A 21,230-nucleotide genomic window follows, 5' to 3' on the forward strand; every position below is an offset into this window, starting at 1 on the left:
CCGGCCCCGACGGCGCCCCCGCCGGCATCGAGAGCATGCCGATGGCCAAGGCCCTGAACGCCGGCCTCCGCCGCGCGCTCGAGGAGGACGACAAGGTCCTGCTCATGGGCGAGGACATCGGTCCGCTCGGCGGCGTCTTCCGCATCACCGAGCACCTGCAGCGCGACTTCGGCGCCCGCCGCGTCATCGACACCCCGCTCGCGGAGTCCGGCATCGTCGGCACGGCCATCGGCCTCGCGATGCGCGGCTACCGGCCGGTGTGCGAGATCCAGTTCGACGGCTTCATCTACCCGGCCTTCGACCAGATCACGAGCCAGCTCGCCAAGATCACCAACCGGCACGAGGGCGCCATGCGCATGCCCGTCGTGATCCGCGTTCCCTACGGCGGCCACATCGGCGCCATCGAGCACCACCAGGAGAGCCCGGAGGCGTACTTCGCGCACACCCCCGGCCTCCGCGTCGTGAGCCCGAGCACGCCGCACGACGCCTACTGGATGATCCAGGAGGCCATCCGGAGCGACGACCCGGTCATGTTCTTCGAGCCGAAGGCGCGCTACCGGCCGAAGGGCGAGGTCGACTTCTCCGCTCCCGGCATCGGCCTGCACGAGAGCCGCGTGGTCCGCTCCGGCACCGACGTCACGCTCGTCGGCCACGGCGCCATGGTCTCGATGCTGCTGCAGGCGGCCGAGCTCGCCGCCGAGGAGGGCACGAGCGTCGAGGTCGTCGACCTGCGCTCGCTGTCGCCCGTCGACTACGGCCCCATCCTCGAGTCCGTGCAGCGCACGGGCCGCCTCGTCGTCGCGCAGGAGGCGCCCGGCCACGTGTCGGTCGGCTCGGAGATCGCGGCCACGGTCACCGAGCGGGCGTTCTACTCGCTGGAGGCGCCCGTGATCCGCGTCTCCGGCTTCGACGCCCCGTTCCCGCCCGCGAAGCTCGAGACGCTGTACCTCCCGGATGCCGATCGCATCCTCGAGGCCGTCGACCGCTCGCTCGCCTACTAAGACGCCCCGCCGCCCCGCGGCACGGAGAAGAGGACCCGCACGATGGCTGATTCCCAGTTCACCCTGCCCGACGTGGGCGAGGGCCTCATCGACGCCGAGATCGTCTCGTGGCGCGTGCAGCCGGGCGACCGGGTGGCTCTCAACCAGGTGATCGTCGAGATCGAGACCGCGAAGTCGCTCGTGGAGCTGCCGAGCCCGTTCGAGGGCACGGTCTCAGGGCTCCTCGTGCAGGAGGGGCAGACGGTCGAGGTGGGCACGCCCATCATCGCGATCGCGCAGGGCTCGCCCGGCGTCTCCGGCCCGGCCGAGACGCCCGCGCAGATGGCGCTCCCGGGCGAGACGGTGATCGAGGACGACACCGCCATCGAGGACCGCGAGCCCGTCGCGCCTCCCGCACCCGCCGCCGAGGAGACCTCGGGCGCCGTGCTCGTGGGCTACGGCACGGTCGGCAAGGTCGCGAGCCGGCGTCGCCGGGCCGAGCCGGGCGACGCCCCCGCGCGCCCCGCCGCCTCCTCGATCGCCGCCCCCGCGGCGCGAGCCCCGCGCCCGGCGTCCGTCCCCGCCGCGTCGGCCGTGCCGATCATCGCGAAGCCCCCCATCCGCAAGCTCGCCAAGGACCTCGAGGTCGACCTGGCCGAGGTCGAGGCCACCGGCCTCGTCGGCGAGATCACGCGCGAGGACGTCATCCGCACCGCGCAGCAGGCCAGCGTCTTCAAGAACATCGAGACGCCCGAGTGGCCGGATGCGCGCGAGGACCGCATCCCGGTCAAGGGCGTCCGCAAGGTCATCGCCGCGGCCATGGTGCAGAGCGCGTTCCAGGCGCCGCACGTGAGCCTCTTCGTCGACGTCGACGCCACCCGCACCATGGAGTTCGTCAAGCGCCTCAAGGCGTCCACCGACTTCGCCGGCGTCAAGGTCTCGCCGCTGCTCATCATGGCGAAGGCGATGATCTGGGCCGTCCGCCGGAACCCCACCGTCAACTCCTCGTGGACCGACCAGGAGATCATCGTCCGCCACTACGTGAACCTCGGGGTCGCCGCCGCGACGCCGCGCGGGCTCGTGGTGCCGAACGTCAAGGAGGCGCAGTCGATGTCGCTGCTGGAGCTCGCCCGCGCGCTCGAGCAGCTCACGCTCACGGCCCGCGACGGGAAGACCAGCCCGGCGGACATGAGCCAGGGGACCATCACGCTGACGAACATCGGCGTCTTCGGGATGGACACGGGCACGCCGATCCTCAACCCGGGCGAGGTCGCGATCGTCGCGCTCGGCACCATCAAGCAGAAGCCGTGGGTGGTCGACGGCGAGGTGCGTCCCCGCTTCGTCACCACCATCGGCGCGAGCTTCGACCACCGCGTGGTCGACGGCGACGTGGCGAGCCGCTTCCTGGCGGACGTCGCGAGCATCATCGAGGAGCCGGCGCTGCTCCTGGAGTGAGGCGGGCGAGGCGCCTCCCGCGACTCCACAGCGGGGGCGCCGTGGTCGTGATACCGGTTATCAATACCGTAATCTCGGATCCATGAACCGACGCCCCATCACCGCCCTGCTCGCCGCCTCGCTGCTCGCCGTCCCGCTCGCGGGCTGCGCATCCGGATCCGCCTCCCCGTCCGGAGACGCGACGGCATCCGCGTCCGGCGGCTCGCTCGAGGTCGTGGCCTCGACCGACGTCTACGGCGACATCGCGAAGCAGATCGGCGGCGACGCCGTGAAGGTGACGTCCATCATCGACAGCCCGGACAAGGATCCGCACGAGTACCAGGCCACCTCGCGCGACCAGCTCGCGCTCTCCACCGCGGACGTCGTGATCCAGAACGGCGGCGGCTACGACGACTTCGTCGACACGATGATCAAGGCCCTCCCCGGCGGCAAGAGCCCCGTCCTCCTCAACGCGGCCGACATCTCCGGCTACGACCAGAAGCCGGCGGAGGGCGAGTTCAACGAGCACGTCTGGTACGACGTGCCCACGATGAAGAAGCTCGCCGAGCAGATCGAGCAGGCCTTCTCGAAGGCCGACGCGTCCGGGGCGCCCGCCTTCGAGGCCAACGAGAAGGCGTTCACCGCGAAGCTCGACGGCATCGCCGACGCCGAGGCCGCCGCGAAGCCCGCCGGCACCGGCAAGGGCGTCGCGATCACGGAGCCCGTGCCGCTGTACATGACGAGCGCCATGGGCCTCGAGAACCGCACGCCGGACGAGTTCAGCGAGGCCGTCGAGGAGGGCACCGACGTCCCCGCCGACGTGCTGAAGGAGACGCTCGCGCTGTTCTCGGAGAAGAAGGTCGCCGCCCTCGTCTACAACGCGCAGACCACGGGCGCCACGACCGACCAGGTCGTCGCCGCGGCGACGGCCGCCGGCGTGCCCGTCGTGCCGGTCACCGAGACGCTGCCCGCCGACCTGCCCGCGGGCAGCGGGTACGTTGAGTGGATGACCGCCAACGTCGACGCCGTGGCCTCCGCCATCAAGGGATCGTGACCGGCGCTCCCGTCCTGAGCCTCCGGGACGCGACGCTGTCGTTCGGCGCGCGCACCCTCTGGAGCGGGCTCGACCTCGACGTGGCACCCGGCGAGTTCGTCGCGGTGCTGGGCCCGAACGGATCCGGCAAGACCAGCTTCCTGAAGTCCGTCCTGGGCGCCCAGCGCCTCACGACGGGGGAGATGCGCTTCCTCGACGAGCCGGTGCGCCGCGGTGCGCGTCGCATCGGCTACATCCCGCAGCAGAAGCTCATCACGGCGTCCACCCCCGTGCGGGCGCGCGATCTCGTGGGCTTCGGCGTCACGGGGCATCGGTGGGGGCTGCCCCTCAGCCGTCGGGCCGAGCGCGCCCGGGTGGACGAGCTGCTCGAGGCCGTCGGCGCTACGGCCTACGCGGACGCGCCCGTCGCGTCGCTGTCCGGCGGCGAGCAGCAGCGGCTGCGCGTGGCGCAGGCCCTCGCGTCGGATCCGCGGCTCCTCCTCTGCGACGAGCCGCTCCTCAGCCTCGACCTCGCGCACCAGCGCGTCGTCAGCGAGCTCATCGACCGTCACCGGCGCGAGACCGACGCGGCGGTCGTCTTCGTGACGCACGACGTCAACCCCGTGCTCGACATGGTCGACCGCGTCCTCTACCTGGTGGGCGGGCGCTTCCGCATCGGCACGCCCGACGAGGTGCTCGACTCCGAGGTGCTCAGCTCGCTCTACGGCACCCCCGTCGACGTGGTGCGCGTGCGCGGGCGCATCGTGGTGGTCGGCTCGCCCGACGACCCGCACGACCACCACTCGCACGACGACCAGGAGCACGACGAGCACGGCGACCACGGGTCGCACGGCGTGCACGCCTCCTCGGCCGACGCCGCGGGCTCCGGCTCCGCGGACGGCTCCGCCGCCGACGGGAGGGCCGCGTGATCCACCTCCTCGCCGACACGGGCGATCTCTGGTCGCGCCTGTTCGACTTCTCCGACTACGGCGCGCTCGTCGCGCTGCTGCGGAACAGCATCATCGCGGGCGCCGTGCTCGGTGTCGTGGGCGGCCTCATCGGCGTGTTCGTGATGACCCGCGACCTCGCGTTCGCGGTGCACGGCGTGAGCGAGCTCTCGTTCGCCGGCGCCGCGGCCGCCCTGCTGCTCGGCGTGAACGTCGTCGCCGGATCGCTGGTCGGCTCGCTCATCGCGGCCATCGCCATCGGCGTGCTCGGCACGCGGGCGAAGGACCGCAACTCGATCATCGCCGTGATCATGCCGTTCGGGCTCGGCCTCGGGATCCTGTTCCTCGCGCTCTACGACGGCCGGGCCAGCAACAAGTTCGGCCTGCTCACGGGCCAGATCGTCTCGGTCGACAGCCCGCAGCTCGGCTACCTCGTCGCGATCAGCGCCGTCGTGATCCTCGGCCTCGCCGTCGTGTGGCGCCCGCTGATGTTCGCGAGCGTCGACCCGGACGTGGCGGCCGCGCGCGGCATCCCCGTGCGCCTGCTCTCGATCGTGTTCATGGTGCTGCTCGGGCTCGGCACCGCGGTGTCCATCCAGATCGTCGGCGCGCTCCTCGTGCTCTCGCTGCTGGTCACGCCGGCGGCGGCCGCGATGCGCGTCTCGTCCACGCCGCGGGTGGTCGTCTCGCTCAGCGTGCTGTTCGCGCTGACCAGCATCGTGGGCGGGATCCTCCTCGCGCTCGGCAGCAGCATCCCCATCAGCCCGTACGTCACCACCATCTCGTTCGCGATCTACCTGGTCTGCCGCAGCGTCGACGCCCTCCGCGGGCGCACCGGGAGGTCGGGCGGTGCGCGTACCCTGTCTGCGCGGGGAGGATCGCCCGCCGGGAGGGCACGGGCATGAAGCGGAACACGTGGCAGCGGGAGGCCGTGCGCCAGGCGCTGGACGCATCGTCCGACTTCGTGAGCGCGCAGCGGCTCCACGCGCGCCTGCACGACGCGGGATCGCCCATCGGCCTCGCCACCGTGTACCGCGCGCTCGGCGACCTCGCCGCGGAGGGCGACGCCGACTCGCTGCAGTCACCCGACGGCGAGGCGCTCTACCGCACGTGCGCCACGGGCGGCCATCACCACCACCTCATCTGCCGCGTCTGCGGCAAGACCGTGGAGATCGCGGCGGACGCGGTCGAGTCGTGGGCGCACGACGTCGCCGCGCAGAACGGGTTCACGGCGCCGAGCCACGTGGTCGACGTCTTCGGGCTCTGCGCGGAGTGCACGCGCCGCGCGGCGGAGGCCCAGGCCGCGGAGGCGCCCGCAGACGGCACCGCCGAGGCCCCCGCATCCGCATGATCCCGGGCTCCCGGCTTGCGTCCGGGCGTGTCGTCGCGTAGCCTCGACCCTTGGCCGAGCGGCTCATCCGCTCGCACGTGCGCCGATCCCCCTCCTCATCGAGATCCGGGATCCGGCGTGCCGACAAGAAATCTTGGGTAGGGCGGTCTCGCCCTACGGTAACTACGGAGGAAACCATGGCAGCAACCTGCCAGGTGACCGGCGCCGTCCCCGGCTTCGGACACAACATCTCGCACTCGAACCGGCGCACCAAGCGCCGCTTCGACCCGAACGTGCAGAAGAAGACGTACTACGTCCCCTCGCTGCGTCGCAACGTCAAGCTCACGCTCTCCGCGAAGGGCATCAAGGTCATCGATGCGCGCGGCATCGAGTCCGTCGTCAAGGACCTCCTGGGTCGTGGGGTGAAGATCTAATGGCCAAGCAGCAGGACGTCCGTCCGATCATCAAGCTCCGCTCGACGGCAGGCACCGGGTTCACGTACGTGACCCGCAAGAACCGCCGCAACACCCCCGACCGCCTCGTGCTGAAGAAGTACGACCCGGTCGTCCGCAAGCACGTCGACTTCCGCGAGGAGCGCTAACCATGGCCAAGAAGAGCAAGATCGCCCGCAATGAGCAGCGCAAGGTCATCGTCGAGCGGTACGCCGCGAAGCGCCTCGAGCTGAAGAAGGCCCTCGTGGACCCGAACGGCACCGACGAGAGCCGCGAGGCGGCCCGCGCCGGCATCCAGCGCCTCCCGCGCGACGCCTCGCCCGTCCGCGTCCGCCAGCGCGACGGCATCGACGGTCGCCCCCGCGGCAACCTGTCGAAGTTCGGCATCTCCCGCGTCCGCTTCCGGGACATGGCCCACCGCGGCGAGCTTCCGGGCATCACGAAGTCCAGCTGGTAGGTTCCAAGCGGCCGTACGGCCGAACGGACCGCTGATGGCCCTGTCGGGTCGAACGGTCCGCTGACGTAGACAGACACCATCCACCACACGGCCGCTCGAGTAGAACGGCACCAGGTCCGAGGAGGACACCCATGGCTGACAAGTCACTCAACCGCACCGAGCTCGTTGCCGCCGTCGCCGCGGAGTCGGGTCAGAGCCAGGCCGCCGTCAACGGCGTGCTGGACGCGCTCTTCTCCACCGTCGCGACCAACGTCGCCGACGGCGTCAAGGTCACGATCCCGGGCTGGGTCGCGTTCGAGCAGACGGCTCGCGCCGCGCGCACGGGCCGCAACCCGCAGACGGGCGAGCCCCTCGAGATCAAGGCGTCCAAGGGCGTCAAGGTCTCCGCCGGCAGCAAGCTCAAGGCCGCCGTCAAGTAGTCCTCCTCACCACACGCCCAGCGGGGGCGCCGACTCCGGTCGGCGCCCCCGCTGTCGCGTTCCCGGCCGGGCGCGGGAGCGCTCGGGGCCGCCAGCCGCCCGTCAGGACGGGCGAGTTAGGCTGATCCCCTCATGCCCAGACTCCTCCGCGTCGCGGGGCCCGCCGCCCTCCTCATCGTCGCGTTCCTCTCCCTGCTGGTCGCGCTCGCCATCGGCGGGGGAGCTGCACCGCAGCTGCTCAAGGACGCCGGGCCGGTCGTCAGATACGGGCTGCCCGCCGCGAAGATGATGGTCAACATCACGGCGGCGACGGCCATCGGCGCGCTGCTGCTGGCGGCGTTCGCCCTCTCGCGGAAGCGCCCGGAGTACGGCCGCGCGCTCGACATCGCCGCCGCCGGCGCCGCCCTCTGGACGGTCGCTTCCGCGATCACCGCCTTCTTCACCTTCCTCAGCGTCTCGGGCACGCCCTTCTCCTTCAGCGCGGAGTTCGGGTCGAGCCTCGGGCTCGTCCTGACGCAGATCTCCGTGGGCCAGGCATGGCTCGCGACCACGTTGATCGCCGCGACCGTCACCGTCCTGTGCTTCGCGGTGCGCAACCACACCGCCATCGCCCTCGTGCTCGTGCTCGCGGTCGGCGGCCTTGTCCCCATGGCGCAGCAGGGCCACGCGGGCGGCACCGAGGGGCACGACGCCGCGGTCAACGCGCTCGGCCTCCACCTCGTCTTCGCCGCCGTGTGGCTCGGCGGCCTGCTCACCTTGGTGCTGCTGCGGTCGAAGCTCGACGGCGACCGGCTCGTGCCGGTGCTGCGCCGCTACTCGGCGGTCGCGCTCGTGTGCTTCGTGGTGGTCGCGGCGTCCGGCTACGTGAGCGCGGAGATCCGCGTGGGCTCCCTCGACCGGCTGCTCACGGCGTACGGGCTGCTCGTGCTCATCAAGGTCGCGGCGCTCCTCGCGCTCGGCCTGTTCGGTGCCGCATATCGGCGGGTGCTCATCGGGCGGCTCGAGGAGCGCGGCGCCTCCGCGCGCAGCCCCTTCTGGTGGCTCGTCACCGCCGAGCTCGCGTTCATGGGCGTCGCCTCCGGCGTGGCCGCCGCCCTCGCCCGCACGTCGCCGCCCGTGAGCCAGGTCGTCGCGACGCAGCTGCCGGATCCGACGCCCGCGCAGATCCTCACCGGAGAGCCGCTGCCGCCCGAGCTCACGCCCATGCGCTACCTCACCGAGTGGAACTTCGACCTGCTCTGGATCCTCTTGTGCGCCTTCGGGATCTTCTTCTACCTGGCCGGCGTGCACCGCCTCCGGAAGCGCGGCGACGCCTGGCCCCTGCACCGCTCCATCCTGTGGGTGGCCGGCATGATCGGCCTCTTCTACATCACCAACGGCGGCGTGAACGTCTACCAGAAGTACCTCTTCAGCTCGCACATGCTGGCGCACATGGTGCTCGCCATGGTCATCCCGCTGCTGCTCGTGCCGGGCGCCCCGGTCACGCTCGCGATGCGGGCCATCCGCAAGCGGCAGGACGGCAGCCGCGGCGGCCGCGAGTGGATCCTGATGGCCGTGCACTCCAAGTTCGCGGGCTTCGTGGGCCACCCGATCGTGGCGGCCGTGCTCTTCGCCGGCTCGCTCCTCGTCTTCTACTACTCGCCGCTGTTCAGCTGGGCCACGACCGACCACATCGGGCACCAGTGGATGATCGTGCACTTCCTCATCGTCGGGTACCTGTTCACGCAGAACCTCATCGGCGTCGACCCGATGCCGATCCGCCTCGCGTACCCGATGCGGCTGCTGCTCCTTCTCGCGACCATGGCGTTCCACGCCTTCTTCGGCCTGTCGCTCATGACCGGCACCGGGCTGCTCCTCGCGGACTGGTTCGGCGCGATGGGCCGGCCGTGGGGCGAGACCGCGCTGGCCGACCAGCAGGCGGGCGGCGGCATCGCGTGGAGCATCGGCGAGATCCCCACGGTGATCCTCGCGATCGTCACGGCGATCATGTGGAGCAAGAGCGACAAGCGGGACTCCGTGCGGTACGACCGCAAGGCCGACCGCGACGGCGACGCCGAGCTCGAGGCGTACAACCGGAACCTCGAGGCGCTGCAGGCGGCCGAGCGGCGCTGATCGGGGGCCTCCGCGCTGGGCCGTCCGGGCCGTCCGTCGGCGTCAGCGGGTGCGCGCGCGTCGCGCGGCGACGAGGACGGCGATGCCGGTGATCAGCTCCCACGCGGTGACCGTGTAGACGGATCCGCGCTCCCAGACGCCGTCGATGCCGGAGCCGCCGAGGGTCTGGAGGACGGCGAGCGCGACGAGGCCGACGACGCCGAGCGCGACGCTCGCGATGCGGTACGCGCGGGCGGCCCCGGCCCCGGCCCCGGCCCCGGCCCCGGCGCGGCCCGAGCCGAGGCCCGCCACGATCGAGGCCGCGTTGCCCGCGACGATGGCCATGCCGGCGCCGACCACGTGCATCCAGCCGATGCCGCTGGCCGCGCTCGAGGCGCTGCCGTGGATGAGGCCGACCACCGTGATCCCGACGGCGTGCACGACCGCGAGGGCGAGGAACGCGCGGCGCGGGCCGGCGCGGAGGGCGCGGGTCGCGACCACGGCGGCCAGCAGGTAGAGGACGCCCTAGAGGATGAAGCCGGCGTTCATCACCGCGGAGAGCGGCGAGTCGATGGCGCGGCCCTGGAACTCGGCGACCTCGGGGACGCCGAGGTCGCTGATGTAGTTGGCGGAGTAGCTGTAACCGGGGAAGGCGGACGCGGCGATCGCCTCGGTGCCGACGTAGACGACGGCGGCCGCGATCCAGGCGATGCCGGCGGCCGCGGGGACGGCGGCGGCGCGGGTGCTCATGGGTCTCCTCCCGTCGCGCGCGGGTGGAGACGCGGACCCCTCGATGATGACGGACGACGCGCGGACCGCCGCATCGGAGAGACCCATTGACACGGCAAAGCACTTTGCGTTACAAAGTACTGAGGGCGGGAGCCCGGCGGGCGAGGGTCGCCAGCGGAGAGGCGGAGATGGACACGACGATGCGCACGGACGAGGTCGACGACGACGGGCCCGCGCCCGACCCGCGGACGATGCACGCGCTCATGGAGGACCAGCGGCGGGTGGCGGTCGACGCGCAGACCTCGTTCGTCTGGATCATGGAGGTGGTCTGGGGCGTCGCGTGGATCCTCGGCTACACGGCCCTGTGGCTCATCGACGGGTCGGACGCGGTGAGCCTGCCGCTGCCGGTGGCCGTCGGGATCTTCGCCGGGCTCATCGGCGTGGGCGTGGTCGTGAGCATCGTGCTCGGGATCCGCGGATCGGTGGGCATGGAGACCACGGGCGAGGCGCGCTGGCAGGGCCGGGTCTACGGGATCAGCTGGTCGGTGGCCATGGTCTCGGTCTACGTGCTCGGCATCGGACTCGCGCTCAACGACGCCCCGAGCCGGCTGCTCTCGATCTTCTACGCGTCGGGGTTCTCGTTCGTCGCCGGCATGATGCTGCTGTCGACCGCGGCGCTCTTCCACTCGCGCACGTCCCTGCTCCTGGGCTCGATCCTCGTGGTGGCCGCGCTCGCCGCGCCCTTCGCGGGCTACCCCGGCAACTACCTGGTGATGGCCGTCGTGGGCGGGGGCGCGTACCTCGTCACGGGGATCGCGGTGGCCGTGCGAGGAGCGCGCGCCCGCCGATCGCTGCGAGCCCGGCTTGGCTGACCTCGATCCCGTCATCCACGCGCAGGCCCGGCTGCGGATCGTGGCGTCGCTCGCGACGCTGGACGCGGGGGAGGCGCTGTCCTTCCCCCGGCTGCAGGAGATCCTCGACATGACGGCCGGCAACCTGTCGACGCACCTCCGGAAGCTCGAGGACCCCGGCTACGTGGAGGTGCGGAAGACGCACGAGGGGCGGCAGCCGGTGACCTACCTGGCGCTCACGACGGTCGGCCGCCGCGCGTTCGAGGACTATCGCCGGGCGCTCACGGCGATGCTCGAGGCGTAGCGAGCGGACCGCCGTCCGCCGGATGCGACGAGGCCCGCCGTGCGATGCGCGCGGCGGGCCCCGGTGGTGCGGATCCGGATCAGGACGTGGCGGTCTCCAGCAGCGGCACGAGCCGGTCGAGCGCGTAGCCGGTGGACAGCGTGGTGCCGATCGAGTACGCCGACGACACGTCGCCGTCGAGCACGATGGAGTGGCCGGCCGCGACCGCGGGGACCGCCTGCCACAGCGGGTCGTCGGTGATGACGGCCTTGTCGATGAAGATCGGGAACGCCACGATGGCGTCGGCGTCGAGCAGGTCGAGCTGCTCGGAGGAGATGTCGACCGAGAAGCCGCCGGCGTTGGCGGGGATCGCCGCGATCTTCGGGCTCTGCGCGAAGCCGAGCTTCTCGAGGAACGCGACGCGCTCGCTGCCCTCGACGTAGGCGCCCCAGCCCTCGCTGGTCTTGGTGGCGGCCGTGACCGTCTTGCCCTTCCAGTCCGGATGCGCGGCGGCGACGGCGTCGAAGCGCTGGTCGACCGCGTCGAGGAGGGCGTCGCCCTGGTCCTCGCGGCCGAGGGCCTCGGCGACCATGTCGACCTGGTCGTCCATGTCGGTGAGGTAGCTGTCGGCGCCCTCGGGCACGCCGATGGTGGGCGCGATCTGCGCGAGGCGGTCGTGGCGGGCCTGGTCGCCCGAGCCCTTGGTGTCGAGGATCAGGTCGGGCTTGAGCGCCGCGATGGCCTCGTAGGAGGGCTCGAGCGTCTCGATGATCTGCGGCTTCTGCGTGTACAGCCCCTGCGCCCACGGGCCGACGCCGTCCGCGTCGGCGCCGAAGCCGAGCCAGTCGGACGCGCCAACGGGCTGCACGCCGAGCGCGAGCGCGGTCTCCGCATCGCCCCAGCCGAGGGCGACGACGCGCTTCGGCTCGCTGGGCACGGTGACCTCGCCGAACTTCGTGTCGACGGTGGCGGGGAAGGTGCCGGTCGCGGATCCGGAGGCGGGCGGGGCGCTCGCGGCCGGGTCGGAGGCGCTCGAGCAGCCGGTCAGGGCGAGCGTCGCGACGGCGAGCGCGACGGTGGCGGAGCCGGTGGTGGGGAACCTCATGGTGCGGGGCCTCTCGGGTGTCGATGACGGGCCGGTGCGGATCCCATCAGGCAAGGGGAGCCTAACCTAAGGGCGAGGTAGGCTGTCCGGGCCATGTCGCTCCGGGTCCTCGCGCGCGCCTCCGCCACCGACGCCCCCGCGGGCCGGGCGCGGAGCGGCCTCTCGCGCTCGGCGGGCCTCCTGCTGGCGGTCGGGGTGCTCGTGCTGGCGTCGCTCGCGAGCATCGCCGTCGGTTCGCGCGACATCCCGCTCGGCGCCGTCGTCGACGCGCTCGCCGGCCGGCCGCGGGACCCCGCCGAGCTCGTCGTGATCACCGACCTCCGCGTGCCGCGCACCCTCGTCGGCCTCGCCGCGGGCCTCGCGCTCGGGGTCGCGGGCGCGCTCATCCAGGCCGTCACGCGCAACCCGCTGGCGGATCCCGGCATCCTCGGCGTGACCGCCGGGTCGGCCTTCGCGGTCGCCATCGCGACGGGCGTGCTCGGCGTGACCGCCGTGAGCGGTTACCTCTGGTTCGCCTTCGGCGGGGCGCTCGTGGCCGCCGTCATCGTGTACGTCGTGGGATCCGCGGAGCGCGGCGGCGGGGACCCGGTGCGCCTCACGCTCGCCGGGGTCGCCCTCGGCGCGGTGCTCGCGGGCATCACCTCGGGGCTCCTGCTCGCGGACCCGCAGGGCTTCAGCGCGATGCGCGCATGGGAGTCGGGCTCGCTCCAGGACCGCGGGTGGGACGCCCTGCTGCCGGTCGCGCCGTTCCTCGCGGTCGGCGTGCTGCTCGCCGCCGTCATCGCCCGGAGCCTCGACGCGGTGGCGCTCGGGGACGACCTCGCGCGGTCGCTCGGCGCGAACGTGGTCGTCGTGCGGACGGTCGCCGTGGTCGCGGTGACGCTGCTCGCGGGCGGCGCGACCGCGATGGCCGGGCCGATCGCGTTCGTCGGGCTGATGATCCCGCACATCGCCCGCTGGATCGTCGGGCCCGACCAGCGCTGGATCCTCGCGTACACGATCGTGCTGGCGCCCGTGCTGCTGCTCGCCGCGGACATCGTGGGGCGCGTCGTGCTGCGGCCCGCGGAGCTGCCGGCCGGGATCGTGACGGCCGTGCTGGGCGCGCCCGTGCTGATCCTGCTCGTGCGCCGGCAGAGGGCGTCGGGGCTGTGAGCGCGCCCGCCCGCGCGGGGCGCCGCCCGGCCGCGATCCGACCCGGCGCCCGCCCCGCGGGCACGATCCGCCTGCCCGTGGTCGGCACGCGGCTCCGCCGGCGCGAGGTGCTCGTGGGCGCGGCGCTCGCCGTCGTCATCGTCGCCGTCGCGCTCGTGGCGCTCGGCACGGGCGACTACCCGCTCACGGTGCCCGAGGTGATCCGCGCCCTCGTGCTGCCCGACGGCTCGTTCGCCGCCACCATCGTCACCGAGTGGCGCCTCCCGCGCGTGCTCGCTGGGATCGCGTTCGGCGCCGCGCTCGGGGTCGCGGGCGCGGTCTTCCAGTCCCTCACGCGGAACCCGCTCGGATCGCCGGACGTCATCGGCTTCTCCACCGGCTCCTACACGGGCGCGCTGCTCGTGAGCACGGTCGCGGGCGCGACGTTCCTGCCCACCGCGGTCGGAGCGCTCGCGGGCGGGCTCGGCACGGCGCTCGTGGTGTACCTGCTCGCGTACCGCGGCGGGGTGCAGGGGTTCCGGCTGATCATCACGGGCATCGCGGTCACGGCCGTGCTGCACGGGGTCAACACGTTCCTGCTGCTGAAGGCGGGCACGGAGGTCGCGATGGCCGCGTCGATCTGGGGCGCCGGATCCCTGGCGCTCGTCGGCTGGGATCGCGCGCTCCCCGCCTTCGCCGCGCTCCTCGTGCTCGCGCCCGCGATCCTGCTGCTCTCCGCACCGCTGCGGCAGCTCGAGCTGGGCGACGACGCGGCGCGCGCCCACGGCGTGCGGGCCGAGCCGACGCGGCTGGTGCTGCTGGTCCTCGGGGTCGCGCTCACGGCGGTCGTGACGGCCGCCGCCGGGCCCATCGCCTTCGTCGCGCTCGCCGCGCCGCAGATCGCCCGCCGCCTCACGCGCAGCGCCGGCCTGCCGCTCGTGCCGGCCGCGCTCACCGGCGGCCTGCTGCTGCTCGCCGCCGACTCCGTCGCCCAGCACGCGCTGCCGGGGACGGTGCCCGTCGGCATCGTCACGGTCGTGGTCGGCGGGGTCTACCTCATCGCGCTCCTGATCCGCGAGGCGGCCCGACGTGCCTGACGTGCCTGACGTGCCTGAGATGCCTGACGTGCCCGGCGTGCCCCGCGCCGCCCTCGATCCCGATCCCCTGGGAGGTCCCGTCGTGGACGACACCGCATCCGCCCGCCCGGCCGTCACCGCTCCCGCGCCGCCCGCCGCCGAGCATCCTGCCACCGAGCGTCCGATCCCCGCGCCACGCCTCCGCGCCGAGGGCGTCACGCTCGCCTACGACCGCCGCGTGATCTCCGAGGCCCTCGACGTCGATGTGCCCGACGGCTCGTTCACGGTCATCGTCGGCCCGAACGCGTGCGGCAAGTCGACCCTGCTGCGCGCGCTGTCGCGCCTGCTCGCGCCGACGGCCGGCAGCGTGCTCCTCGACGACCGGCCGCTCGCGTCGTACCGGGCGAAGGAGGCGGCGCGGATCATCGGCCTCCTCCCGCAGAGCGCCATCGCGCCCGACGGCATCACGGTCGCCGACCTCGTGGCGCGCGGCCGGTTCCCGCACCAGAACCTCATCCGTCAGTGGACGGCGACCGACGAGGACGCGGTGCAGCGGGCGATGGCGGACACCGGCGTCGCCGACCTCGCGGACCGCCATGTCGACGAGCTCTCCGGCGGCCAGCGCCAGCGGGTGTGGGTCGCGATGGCGCTCGCGCAGCAGACGCCCGTGCTGCTCCTCGACGAGCCGACGACGTTCCTCGACATCGCCCACCAGATCGAGCTGCTCGACCTCCTCGCCGACCTGCACCGCGGCGGCAGCACGATCGTCGCCGTGCTCCACGACCTGAACCACGCCGCGCGGTACGCCGACCACCTCATCGTGATGGGCGATGGCCGCGTCGTCGCGTCCGGCGCCCCGCACGAGATCGTGACCGCGGAGCTCGTCGAGCAGGTCTTCGGGCTGCCGTGCCTCGTGATCGACGACCCCGTGTCGCACACGCCGCTCATCGTGCCGCGCGGGGGCCGCTGGGCCTGAGACCCGGGACCCGAGGCCCGAGGGCGGCGGTCAGCCGGCGGCCGGCGCCGGCGCGATCGACACCATCCAGTCGATCCCGAAGCGGTCGGTGCACATGCCGAACCGGTCGCCCCACGGCGCCACCTCGAGCGGCAGCACGACCGTGCCGTCCGCCGTCAGCGCGTCCCACCAGCCGCCGAGCACCTCGGCGTCGTCGCCCGAGAGCGAGAGCGTGATGGCGGATCCGCTCGGCACGCCCATCGAGGCCGGGGTGTCCGAGGCCATCAGCACGAAGCCCGCGTCGGAGGTCAGCTGGCCGTGCATGATCTTGTCGGCCTCCGCCGGGTCCGGGCTCATGCCCTGCTCGCCGAACGTGCTCAGCGCGAGCTCGCCGCCGAAGACCCCCTGGTAGAAGCGCAGCGCCTCGGCCGCCTGGTCGCGGAAGGACAGGTACGGGTTCATGATCGCGGACATGGGGGCGCTCCTCGGCTGGCGGGCCCCGCGGTCGCGGGGACCTGTGGGTCCCGATCCTGCTCCTCCCGCAGTCGGCGCGCACCGTGCCCGCGCGAGAGGGTCGTGAGCGGCTAAAGGCCCTGGATCCGCACGCCCGCGTCCTCGTCGAGGGTCACGCGCCAGCTCACGCTGAACCGCACGTCCTCGTCGAGGTCCTTGACGCTGCCGTCGTACAGCGAGCGGACGGGCACCCGGATGTGCGCGGTGCCGACCGTGGACGGCACGACCCAGTCGAGGTCGGCGGGGTCGTCGCTCGCGGGGCGCAGCGTGATCTCGGGCATGGCCGTCATCGTCCACACCGGCGGGTCGGTGATGCGGTCGCGGATCGCCTTCCCGAACGGGCAGCCGGACGGGAAGAGCACGGCCTGCGTGGTGCACGCGGTGAGGTACGACTCGACCTCGCCCTGCACGGAGTCCACGAGCTCCTGCGTCGGCTCGGCGTCGACGCGGGCGGGCACGACGCTGCCGGGGTCCGTGACCGCCACGTCGGTCTCCTGCGCCTCGAGGAACGACGACGAGTGGTCGAGGGCCAGGGTGCTCGGCGCGAGCACGAGGTACGTGGATCCGGCGCCCGCGGCCGCGTCGCCGCCCGCCGTCGCGGAGACGGCGAGCCCGTTCGCGGTGAAGGTGGCGGCGTGCCGGAGCTCGAGGTCGACGGCCGCGACCGGGCTCGTCGCGAACTCCCACCGGCCGAAGAGGCCGAGCGCCGCGGGCGCCTCCCGCACGCGGAAGGCGGTGGATCCGGGTCCCGACGGCAGCGTGTACGCGTACGTGACCACGCGCTCGCCCTCCGCGCCGTCGGGCGCCCGCTCGTCGGAGACGAGCTCGACGTCGGCGAGGCCGGGCAGGGCGCGGTCGTCGAGGAGCGCGCGGCTCCCGTCGTCGGGCAGGACGACGCCGGGGGTGGCGAGGGCGTCGCGGCTGTCCTCGCGGGCGAGCGCGGCGAGGTAGGAGCGCACGAACCCGTGGGCGCTGAAGACGGTGTGGTTGAGCGTCGCGACCGTGCCGGCGAACGCCCCGAGGAGCAGGGCCGCGAGCACCGACCAGAGGACGACGGCCCGACGCAGCTCGCCGCGCGCGTCGACGGCGGGGCTCGGCATGCGGATCATCCTACGGGCGGGGGATCCGCGACCGGCCGGGGCGGGCCCGGGGTAGATTCGAGTGCGCATCCGCGCCGCGCCGCCGCCCTCGATGCGCGCCGCATCCACCCCGAACCGCCAGGAGCCCCGCGTGAGCACGGTCCCCCTCTCCCCGGAGCAGGCCGCCGTCTTCCAGGCCATCGAGGGCACGCGCGACCACATCTTCGTCACGGGCCGCGCCGGCACCGGCAAGTCGACCCTCCTCACGCACCTGTCGTGGAACACCGAGAAGCAGATCGTGATCTGCGCGCCCACCGGGGTCGCCGCGCTGAACGTGGGCGGGCAGACCATCCACTCGCTGTTCAAGCTGCCCATCGGCGTCATCGCCGACGAGGAGATCGAGCAGACCGGCGAGCTGCGGAAGCTCCTCAACACCATCGACACGCTCGTCATCGACGAGGTCTCCATGGTCAACGCCGACCTCGTCGACGCCATCGACCGCAGCCTCCGCCAGGCGCGCCACAAGAAGGACGTGCCGTTCGGCGGCGTGCAGGTCGTGCTGTTCGGGGATCCGTACCAGCTGGCGCCCGTGCCCGGCGACGGCGACGAGCGCGCCTACTTCGCCGACCGCTACCGCTCCATGTGGTTCTTCGACGCGAAGGTGTGGGAGGAGGCGCAGCTCCGCATCTACGAGCTCACCGAGATCCACCGGCAGCACGAGGAGGCGTTCAAGGAGATGCTCAACGCCGTGCGCCACGGGCGGGTCACGGCGGAGATCGCGGGCGTGCTCAACGCCGCGGGCGCGCGCCCGGCGCCCACCGACGGCGCCATCACGCTCGCCACGCGCAACGACACCGTCAACCGGATCAACGCCGAGGCGCTCAAGCGCCTGCCCGGCCGCTCGCTCACCGCCACCGCCGACGTCACGGGCGACTTCGGCGGCCGCACCTACCCGGCCGACGAGAAGCTCGACCTCAAGATCGGCGCGCAGGTGATGTTCCTCCGCAACGACGTCGACCAGCGCTGGGTGAACGGATCCGTCGGGGTCGTCACGCGCATCGACACGAACGTGTACGTCGAGCTCGACGGCGTCGTGCACGAGGTCGAGCCGGTCACGTGGGAGAAGCACAAGTACTCGTACTCGCCCACCACCAAGCAGCTGCGGCGCGACGTCGTGGCCGACTTCACGCAGTTCCCGCTGCGGCTCGCGTGGGCGGTCACGATCCACAAGTCGCAGGGCAAGACCTACGACCGCGCCATCGTCGACCTCGGCGCGCGCGTGTTCAGCCCCGGGCAGACCTATGTGGCGCTCAGCCGGATCACCGACATCGGCGGCCTGTACCTCACGCGGCCGCTGCGGCCGGGCGACATCATCGTCGACGAGAACGTGCGGCGGTTCATGAGCGAGGCGACGCGGATCCGCGTGACGCCCGCGGTGGCGCCGGCGCCGTAGCGGCGTCGCCTCAGCCGTCGCTCGCGCGGCTGCGCGGCGGGGAGCCGGGATCAGTGGCCCGAGTGCTCGCCCTGGATGCCCGTGAGGTCGACGGAGCCGTGCTGGCCGTGCGGGACGGCGTGCTCGCCCGCGTCGGTGAGCGAGAGCGCGGGGGTGACGATGCCGGCGACGAGGAAGGCGCCGGCGAGGACGCCCACGAGGTAGCGGCGGCCGGTCGGTTCCGGCTCGGCGGGAGCGGGAGCGGAAGCGGAGTCGGCCGCGGGCGTCGCGGCGGAGAGGACGACGGCGGACGCCGGGTGCGCCGCGGTCGGGTGCGAGGCGCCGGATCCGACGAGCGCGATGTCGGCGGGGAGCCGCGACTCGACGGCGGTGCAGGTGGCCTCGGCCTCCGACTCCGCGCGGGAGCGGAGGTGCCGGCCGACGATGGCGGCGATCGCCAGGTCGAGGAGGGTCGCGGCGAGCATGGGGATCGCGGGGATGCCGCTCGTGATGCCCGGGGCCGCGAGGACCACGGCGGCCGAGACGAGGAGCGCCCAGCCGGCGACCGGCACGAGCGCGCCGACGACGGCCCAGGATGCGGCGGGCAGGCGGTCCGAGCGGAGGACCGCGACGGCCCAGGCCAGCTCGGCGGCGCCGATGACGAGGAGGGCCACCATGGACGCCGGCGAGGATCCCGCGCCGACGGCCAGGTGGATGAGCGCGGCGCCCAGGGCGGCGAGGGCCAGCCAGTGGCGGATGAGCAGTGACACGTGCTGGTCCCTTCGTCGTCCCGGGCGCCGCGGTGGTGCGGTGCTGCGTGCTGTGGTGCTGTCGTGCTGTGGTGCTGTGGTGCTGTGGTGCTGTGGTGCTGTGGTGCTGTCGTGCTGTCGTGCTGACGTGCGGTGATGCGTGACGCGCCCGGTGCAGCGGCGCGCGGCGGTAGTGCGGTGCTGCCTAGGCGGCGCGGGCGGCGCGGTTGCGGACGCCCTTCTCGGCGCCGAGGCCCACGATCAGCAGCACGACGGCGCTGCCGAGGTGCAGGAAGTGGTCGGCGGTGTTGAGCGCGAGCACGTTGAAGTCGGTGTTCACGAGGAAGAAGCCGACGACGCCGAGCGCGAGGTACGCGAATCCGATGGTCGAGTTGACGGCCTTGGCCGCCGCGACGCTGGAGAGGCCGCCGATGAGGAGGGCCGCGCCGATGAGGAGGTGGGCCACGTTGTGGAACGGGTTCACCATGAAGATGCCGAGCAGCAGGCCGCCGTCGGACGAGAAGAAGCCCCCGCTGTTCGGCGGGAACAGGAAGCCGAGAAGGCCGACGAGGACGTAGACGGCACCGAAGGCGGTGCCGAGCAGGCGGTTCGGGGACGAGGTCATGATGTTGCCTCCACTGGTAGGGAAGAGCCGGGACATTCCCAGGCTCCTTACATTCGTACCGCGTACTCGACCGGTTTGGTGCGATCGCGGTACTGGATCAGGACCGGTTTCCCAGGTGGTCGGCCAGGAAGCCCTCCGTGCGCCGGTAGGCGAGCGCCGCGGCGTCCGGATCCAGGCGGTCGCGGAGGCTCGCGTTGGGGAACGCGGGGGTGGTGCCGGCGTAGGTGTGCGCCGTGATCGGGGTGCCGTGCTCACGCAGCCGGCCGATGAACGCCTCGGGGCGCTGGTCGTCGATCCACTCGTCGTGCTCGGCCAGGTGCAGCAGCACCGCGCAGGGGATGACGCCGTGCTCCTCGGGACCGAGGCTCGCGCAGTAGGCGACGACCGCGTCCGCCCCGCCGTCCTGCGCCTCGAGGAGGGCGAGCCAGCCGCCGGGCGCGAAGCCGACGAGGCCGACGCGGGCGGATCCGCGGGCGCGCGCCGAGTCGATGCCGTCGCGGATGGTGCCGAGCGCGAAGCCCACGTCGAGCTCCGCGGCGAGGCCGGCGGCCAGCCCGTCGTCGAGGGTGGCGCGGCCGTCGTACAGGTCGGGCACGAGCACGTGGAAGCCGGAGCGGGCCAGGGCGAGCGCGTACTGGTCGAGCCAGGGGAGGCGGCCGTGGTCGTCGTGCACGAGCGCGACGACGGGGCTGCCCGGCTCGCCGAACTCGAGGGTCGTGCCCGGATGGGGCAGGTCGACGATCTCGGGCATGGGGAGAACCTATCCTCCGGGACGCGCGGTGCCGCGCCGTGGAGGAGGATCGTCGCATGGGATACCGACACCGCCTCGCCGCCGCCACGACCGCGCTCGTCCTCGCCGCCGGCCTCGCCGGCTGCTCGACACCGCCGCGCACGCCCGAGGACGCGGCGTCGCCGAGCGCCGACGCCGACGCCGCGGCGCCCCTGGAGACGGGGTCCGAGGGCTGGAACCGCGCCGACCTCGCGTTCGCGCAGGACATGGGCGATCACGCCGCACGATCGGTGGCGCTCGCCGTCGCCGCCCTCCAGGCCGCCGACCTGCCGCCGGGGGCGGAGGAGCTGGCCGTGCAGATCCGCGACCAGCAGGGCCCGCAGGCCCGGGAGCTGGCCCGGCTCGCCGAGGGATGGGCGGGGGAAGACGGCGCGTCCGGCTCGAACGGCACGGAGGACCGCGAGGAGGCCGGTGGTGTCGGAGGCGGCGCGGGCGGCGCGGAGGGGACGGCGGGCGCGAGCGGCAGCGCGTCCGGCACCGGCACCGACGCGGAGTCCGCGGAGGCGGGTGCCGCCGCATCCGACGCGCAGCAGCAGGCCGTGCGGTCCGCACGCGGCATGGACGCCGGGCGCCTCTTCCTGCAGGGCATGATCGCCCAGCACGAGGCGGCGATCGCGATGGCCGACGGGGAGGCGCAGGTCGGCACGTCGACCGCCGCGCTCGACATCGCGGGTGCGATGCGCTCGTCGCAGGAGGGGCAGCTCACGAAGATGCGGGCGCTGCTGGCCTCGTACGGGGGCTGATCCGCCGTGAACGTGGAGAGGGGCCG

At 73.1% G+C, this 21,230-nt stretch carries 26 protein-coding genes; 18 read left to right on the forward strand and 8 right to left on the reverse strand.

Translation table 11 applies throughout. The features are described from left to right. Positions 1 to 35 precede the first annotated feature (35 nt). From PED38_RS09360 to PED38_RS09410, 11 genes are all read left to right on the forward strand, one after another. Positions 36 to 1,001, forward strand: coding sequence for an alpha-ketoacid dehydrogenase subunit beta (locus PED38_RS09360; protein ID WP_063071037.1), 966 nt, complete (start codon positions 36 to 38; stop codon positions 999 to 1,001). A gap of 42 nt (positions 1,002 to 1,043) precedes the next feature. Next, a complete protein-coding gene (locus PED38_RS09365; RefSeq protein WP_063070947.1) occupies positions 1,044 to 2,435 on the forward strand; it encodes a dihydrolipoamide acetyltransferase family protein in 1,392 nt (463 codons plus the stop codon). Between the two features lie 82 nt (positions 2,436 to 2,517). Continuing rightward, positions 2,518 to 3,468 carry a metal ABC transporter solute-binding protein, Zn/Mn family gene (locus PED38_RS09370; RefSeq protein ID WP_270980960.1) on the forward strand — a complete coding sequence of 317 codons (951 nt, stop codon included), beginning with the start codon at positions 2,518 to 2,520 and terminating at the stop codon, positions 3,466 to 3,468. Further along, positions 3,465 to 4,376 carry a metal ABC transporter ATP-binding protein gene (locus PED38_RS09375; RefSeq protein WP_270980961.1) on the forward strand — a complete coding sequence of 304 codons (912 nt, stop codon included), beginning with the start codon at positions 3,465 to 3,467 and terminating at the stop codon, positions 4,374 to 4,376. Before PED38_RS09370 ends, PED38_RS09375 begins: the two co-directional genes overlap by 4 nt. Then, positions 4,373 to 5,299 (forward strand): metal ABC transporter permease, encoded by a 927-nt coding sequence (locus PED38_RS09380; RefSeq protein ID WP_063070950.1) that lies wholly within the window; start codon positions 4,373 to 4,375, stop codon positions 5,297 to 5,299. Before PED38_RS09375 ends, PED38_RS09380 begins: the two co-directional genes overlap by 4 nt. Further along, on the forward strand, positions 5,296 to 5,745 hold the full coding sequence (locus PED38_RS09385; protein WP_063070951.1) for a Fur family transcriptional regulator: 450 nt from the start codon (positions 5,296 to 5,298) through the stop codon (positions 5,743 to 5,745). The genes PED38_RS09380 and PED38_RS09385 overlap by 4 nt, the downstream gene beginning before the upstream one ends. Positions 5,746 to 5,921: 176 nt before the next feature. Continuing rightward, positions 5,922 to 6,158 (forward strand): 50S ribosomal protein L28, encoded by a 237-nt coding sequence (gene rpmB / locus PED38_RS09390; protein ID WP_063070952.1) that lies wholly within the window; start codon positions 5,922 to 5,924, stop codon positions 6,156 to 6,158. Then, on the forward strand, positions 6,158 to 6,325 hold the full coding sequence (gene rpmG, locus PED38_RS09395) for a 50S ribosomal protein L33 (protein WP_063070953.1): 168 nt from the start codon (positions 6,158 to 6,160) through the stop codon (positions 6,323 to 6,325). The genes rpmB and rpmG overlap by 1 nt, the downstream gene beginning before the upstream one ends. 2 nt (positions 6,326 to 6,327) lie before the next feature. Then, positions 6,328 to 6,633 carry a 30S ribosomal protein S14 gene (rpsN, locus tag PED38_RS09400; protein ID WP_015491493.1) on the forward strand — a complete coding sequence of 102 codons (306 nt, stop codon included), beginning with the start codon at positions 6,328 to 6,330 and terminating at the stop codon, positions 6,631 to 6,633. Positions 6,634 to 6,764: 131 nt separating this feature from the next. Continuing rightward, a complete protein-coding gene (locus tag PED38_RS09405) occupies positions 6,765 to 7,052 on the forward strand; it encodes an HU family DNA-binding protein (RefSeq protein WP_012039622.1) in 288 nt (95 codons plus the stop codon). Between the two features lie 132 nt (positions 7,053 to 7,184). Continuing rightward, positions 7,185 to 9,164: a cytochrome c oxidase assembly protein gene (locus tag PED38_RS09410; RefSeq protein ID WP_270980962.1), complete on the forward strand. Its 1,980-nt coding sequence runs from the start codon at positions 7,185 to 7,187 to the stop codon at positions 9,162 to 9,164. Between the two features lie 42 nt (positions 9,165 to 9,206). Here the strand turns inward: PED38_RS09410 and PED38_RS09415 are convergent, their stop codons facing one another. Both PED38_RS09415 and PED38_RS09420 read right to left on the reverse strand, forming a co-directional pair. Beyond that, a complete protein-coding gene (locus PED38_RS09415; protein WP_270980963.1) occupies positions 9,207 to 9,644 on the reverse strand; it encodes a DUF998 domain-containing protein in 438 nt (145 codons plus the stop codon). 24 nt (positions 9,645 to 9,668) lie between these two features. Beyond that, positions 9,669 to 9,893 (reverse strand): hypothetical protein, encoded by a 225-nt coding sequence (locus PED38_RS09420; RefSeq protein WP_270980964.1) that lies wholly within the window; start codon positions 9,891 to 9,893, stop codon positions 9,669 to 9,671. A 167-nt stretch (positions 9,894 to 10,060) separates the two neighbouring features. Between PED38_RS09420 and PED38_RS09425 the strand changes: the two genes are divergently transcribed. Together PED38_RS09425 and PED38_RS09430 are read left to right on the forward strand one after the other, a co-directional pair. Next, positions 10,061 to 10,744, forward strand: coding sequence for a hypothetical protein (locus PED38_RS09425; protein ID WP_063070956.1), 684 nt, complete (start codon positions 10,061 to 10,063; stop codon positions 10,742 to 10,744). Then, positions 10,737 to 11,027: a transcriptional regulator gene (locus tag PED38_RS09430; RefSeq protein ID WP_063070957.1), complete on the forward strand. Its 291-nt coding sequence runs from the start codon at positions 10,737 to 10,739 to the stop codon at positions 11,025 to 11,027. Before PED38_RS09425 ends, PED38_RS09430 begins: the two co-directional genes overlap by 8 nt. A gap of 79 nt (positions 11,028 to 11,106) precedes the next feature. Here the strand turns inward: PED38_RS09430 and PED38_RS09435 are convergent, their stop codons facing one another. Beyond that, positions 11,107 to 12,111, reverse strand: a complete 1,005-nt coding sequence (locus tag PED38_RS09435; protein WP_270980965.1) for an iron-siderophore ABC transporter substrate-binding protein — start codon at positions 12,109 to 12,111, stop codon at positions 11,107 to 11,109. A gap of 93 nt (positions 12,112 to 12,204) precedes the next feature. On the opposite strand from PED38_RS09435, the gene PED38_RS09440 reads away from it, so the two are divergent. The 3 genes from PED38_RS09440 (at position 12,205) to PED38_RS09450 (ending at position 15,294) form a co-directional block, all read left to right on the forward strand. Further along, positions 12,205 to 13,263, forward strand: coding sequence for a FecCD family ABC transporter permease (locus tag PED38_RS09440; RefSeq protein WP_270980966.1), 1,059 nt, complete (start codon positions 12,205 to 12,207; stop codon positions 13,261 to 13,263). Continuing rightward, on the forward strand, positions 13,260 to 14,339 hold the full coding sequence (locus PED38_RS09445) for a FecCD family ABC transporter permease (RefSeq protein ID WP_270980967.1): 1,080 nt from the start codon (positions 13,260 to 13,262) through the stop codon (positions 14,337 to 14,339). Before PED38_RS09440 ends, PED38_RS09445 begins: the two co-directional genes overlap by 4 nt. 82 nt (positions 14,340 to 14,421) lie before the next feature. Beyond that, positions 14,422 to 15,294 carry an ABC transporter ATP-binding protein gene (locus PED38_RS09450; RefSeq protein ID WP_270980969.1) on the forward strand — a complete coding sequence of 291 codons (873 nt, stop codon included), beginning with the start codon at positions 14,422 to 14,424 and terminating at the stop codon, positions 15,292 to 15,294. A 30-nt stretch (positions 15,295 to 15,324) separates the two neighbouring features. Here PED38_RS09450 and PED38_RS09455 read toward each other — a convergent pair whose 3' ends face one another. Together PED38_RS09455 and PED38_RS09460 are read right to left on the reverse strand one after the other, a co-directional pair. After that, the gene (locus tag PED38_RS09455) at positions 15,325 to 15,747 is read right to left on the reverse strand and encodes a VOC family protein (RefSeq protein WP_063070961.1); all 423 of its coding nucleotides are present in this window, start codon (positions 15,745 to 15,747) and stop codon (positions 15,325 to 15,327) included. Between the two features lie 110 nt (positions 15,748 to 15,857). Further along, on the reverse strand, positions 15,858 to 16,886 hold the full coding sequence (locus tag PED38_RS09460; protein ID WP_270980970.1) for a hypothetical protein: 1,029 nt from the start codon (positions 16,884 to 16,886) through the stop codon (positions 15,858 to 15,860). A gap of 130 nt (positions 16,887 to 17,016) precedes the next feature. Here PED38_RS09460 and PED38_RS09465 point away from each other — a divergent pair, with 130 nt between their 5' ends. Next, on the forward strand, positions 17,017 to 18,318 hold the full coding sequence (locus PED38_RS09465; protein WP_081234874.1) for an ATP-dependent DNA helicase: 1,302 nt from the start codon (positions 17,017 to 17,019) through the stop codon (positions 18,316 to 18,318). A gap of 50 nt (positions 18,319 to 18,368) precedes the next feature. On the opposite strand, the gene PED38_RS09470 is transcribed toward PED38_RS09465, so the two are convergent. The 3 genes from PED38_RS09470 to PED38_RS09480 form a co-directional block, all read right to left on the reverse strand. Then, entirely contained in the window at positions 18,369 to 19,067 is a 699-nt protein-coding gene (locus PED38_RS09470) for a hypothetical protein (RefSeq protein WP_063070962.1), read from the reverse strand. A gap of 184 nt (positions 19,068 to 19,251) precedes the next feature. After that, positions 19,252 to 19,671 carry a DUF4383 domain-containing protein gene (locus PED38_RS09475; protein WP_063070963.1) on the reverse strand — a complete coding sequence of 140 codons (420 nt, stop codon included), beginning with the start codon at positions 19,669 to 19,671 and terminating at the stop codon, positions 19,252 to 19,254. 97 nt (positions 19,672 to 19,768) lie between these two features. Next, a complete protein-coding gene (locus tag PED38_RS09480; protein ID WP_270980974.1) occupies positions 19,769 to 20,422 on the reverse strand; it encodes a dienelactone hydrolase family protein in 654 nt (217 codons plus the stop codon). 56 nt (positions 20,423 to 20,478) lie between these two features. Between PED38_RS09480 and PED38_RS09485 the strand changes: the two genes are divergently transcribed. Beyond that, positions 20,479 to 21,204: a DUF305 domain-containing protein gene (locus tag PED38_RS09485; protein WP_063070965.1), complete on the forward strand. Its 726-nt coding sequence runs from the start codon at positions 20,479 to 20,481 to the stop codon at positions 21,202 to 21,204. Positions 21,205 to 21,230 lie beyond the last annotated feature (26 nt).

The sequence above is a fragment of the Clavibacter sp. CT19 genome (genome assembly GCF_027858075.1).
GTDB classification, from domain to species: domain Bacteria; phylum Actinomycetota; class Actinomycetes; order Actinomycetales; family Microbacteriaceae; genus Clavibacter; species Clavibacter tessellarius_A.

Bases quoted from the DNA above. Each gene is read 5' to 3' on its own strand.
- rpsN (WP_015491493.1), top strand. From the start codon at position 6,328: ATGGCCAAGAAGAGCAAGATCGCCCGCAATGAGCAGCGCAAGGTCATC.
- PED38_RS09455 (WP_063070961.1), bottom strand. From the start codon at position 15,747: ATGTCCGCGATCATGAACCCGTACCTGTCCTTCCGCGACCAGGCGGCC.
- PED38_RS09485 (WP_063070965.1), top strand. From the start codon at position 20,479: ATGGGATACCGACACCGCCTCGCCGCCGCCACGACCGCGCTCGTCCTC.
- rpmB (WP_063070952.1), top strand. From the start codon at position 5,922: ATGGCAGCAACCTGCCAGGTGACCGGCGCCGTCCCCGGCTTCGGACAC.
- PED38_RS09440 (WP_270980966.1), top strand. From the start codon at position 12,205: ATGTCGCTCCGGGTCCTCGCGCGCGCCTCCGCCACCGACGCCCCCGCG.
- PED38_RS09420 (WP_270980964.1), bottom strand. From the start codon at position 9,893: ATGAGCACCCGCGCCGCCGCCGTCCCCGCGGCCGCCGGCATCGCCTGG.
- rpmG (WP_063070953.1), top strand. From the start codon at position 6,158: ATGGCCAAGCAGCAGGACGTCCGTCCGATCATCAAGCTCCGCTCGACG.
- PED38_RS09425 (WP_063070956.1), top strand. From the start codon at position 10,061: ATGGACACGACGATGCGCACGGACGAGGTCGACGACGACGGGCCCGCG.
- PED38_RS09405 (WP_012039622.1), top strand. From the start codon at position 6,765: ATGGCTGACAAGTCACTCAACCGCACCGAGCTCGTTGCCGCCGTCGCC.
- PED38_RS09385 (WP_063070951.1), top strand. From the start codon at position 5,296: ATGAAGCGGAACACGTGGCAGCGGGAGGCCGTGCGCCAGGCGCTGGAC.
- PED38_RS09410 (WP_270980962.1), top strand. From the start codon at position 7,185: ATGCCCAGACTCCTCCGCGTCGCGGGGCCCGCCGCCCTCCTCATCGTC.
- PED38_RS09475 (WP_063070963.1), bottom strand. From the start codon at position 19,671: ATGACCTCGTCCCCGAACCGCCTGCTCGGCACCGCCTTCGGTGCCGTC.
- PED38_RS09370 (WP_270980960.1), top strand. From the start codon at position 2,518: ATGAACCGACGCCCCATCACCGCCCTGCTCGCCGCCTCGCTGCTCGCC.
- PED38_RS09480 (WP_270980974.1), bottom strand. From the start codon at position 20,422: ATGCCCGAGATCGTCGACCTGCCCCATCCGGGCACGACCCTCGAGTTC.
- PED38_RS09360 (WP_063071037.1), top strand. From the start codon at position 36: ATGCCGATGGCCAAGGCCCTGAACGCCGGCCTCCGCCGCGCGCTCGAG.
- PED38_RS09365 (WP_063070947.1), top strand. From the start codon at position 1,044: ATGGCTGATTCCCAGTTCACCCTGCCCGACGTGGGCGAGGGCCTCATC.
- PED38_RS09435 (WP_270980965.1), bottom strand. From the start codon at position 12,111: ATGAGGTTCCCCACCACCGGCTCCGCCACCGTCGCGCTCGCCGTCGCG.
- PED38_RS09460 (WP_270980970.1), bottom strand. From the start codon at position 16,886: ATGCCGAGCCCCGCCGTCGACGCGCGCGGCGAGCTGCGTCGGGCCGTC.